We start from the raw sequence: 1235 nt of genomic DNA, 5'->3' as shown, positions 1-1235 counted from the left end.
AAAGATGTTGCTCTGGTAACGAAGGAGGAAGTTCATCACTACATTACTGAAAACCAAGCTGAGTTTGAGCAATCTCGTTATTATGACCAAGCGGACACCATTTATGGTGGTGCAGGAAATGACATCTTGTTTGGGCAAGGTGGAAACGACAAGCTGTTCGGTGGCGCAGATAATGACATTTTGATTGGTGGTTTAGGCAGCGACATTCTGACTGGCGGTGATGGTGAGGACATCTTCAAATGGATCGATGTGGCCAACGAACGCGACACTGTAACAGATTTTTCTAGCAGTGAAGACTCTCTAGACTTCTCCGATCTGTTTGATGATTTATCGAAAGATGAAGTAGGCGATCTGTTAAGTGATTTACAATCAGGTAGTCATACAGGAGACGCTGGCGGCTATCATGTTGAAGTAAGTCAAGATGGTAGCGCAGATACGAATTTGAGTATTACTAAAGGTAGCTCAACATTAGATATCCACTTCAATAGCGCAAGCGTGGATGATATCACACAGCATTTGATTGCAAGTCTCGATTCTCAATACAAAGACATGTAGTGACAAATCAGCCTCTAATAAAAAGGTCTAGCAATTGCTAGACCTTTTTTGATGTTCTTGAATAGTTAGCTTTTTGGAAGTGTGGTGAAAATGGTCCATTCTTTTTTCACTTCACCTTTATGTCCTACTACTGTTGCGGTCACACGTCGGTTCAAAGCATGGCTTACTTCGTCTGTTCCGGTTGTTGCTAAAACCGTATCGCCGTAGCCAACAATAGTAACTCGATCAGGAGTAATACCGTTTTGAAGCAGCGCCTTTCTTACGTTCTCTGCTCGGCGTTTGGAGAGATCTAAATTGTGCTCAGACCCTCCTGTGCGGCTCGCGTAACCTTGCAACTCAATGGATGTGCTTGGGTATTCTTTCAAGAAATCTGAGAGTTCTCGAATCTGCTTCGCGAAAACCGGGTTGATTTCGTCTGAATCATTCGCAAATAACACTCGAATTTGCATTTGTTGTGATGAGTTTGCGTAAGATCCGCAGCCATCATTATCAATTTCTGCACCTAATGGTGTGCCTGGACATAAATCGCGCTGGTTAATGACGCCGTCGCTGTCGTCATCTTGGTGGTCGGCCCATTGATCTGCAATAGGAGTGTCGATGTAATCGTATTCGTCGCCTCGATCACTCGAAGAGCTACATGCAGCAACAACTAATGACAGTGCAATAATAGTTATGTTTTT

At 43.6% G+C, this 1235-nt stretch carries 1 protein-coding gene and 1 pseudogene; one reads left to right on the top strand and one right to left on the bottom strand.

Annotated features, from left to right (window positions below; genetic code table 11):
* A pseudogene (locus R7E47_RS24695) lies at positions 1 to 555 on the top strand (hypothetical protein); the annotation flags it as partial.
* A 65-nt stretch (positions 556 to 620) separates the two neighbouring features.
* On the opposite strand, the gene R7E47_RS24690 reads toward R7E47_RS24695, so the two are convergent.
* A partial coding sequence (locus tag R7E47_RS24690) for an OmpA family protein (protein ID WP_318085389.1) occupies positions 621 to 1235 on the bottom strand: 615 nt, incomplete at its 5' end.

It is taken from the genome of Vibrio sp. Vb1026 (genome assembly GCF_033338745.1).
Lineage (GTDB): Bacteria > Pseudomonadota > Gammaproteobacteria > Enterobacterales > Vibrionaceae > Vibrio > Vibrio alginolyticus.
This window is presented reverse-complemented; position numbering and strand designations above follow the sequence as displayed.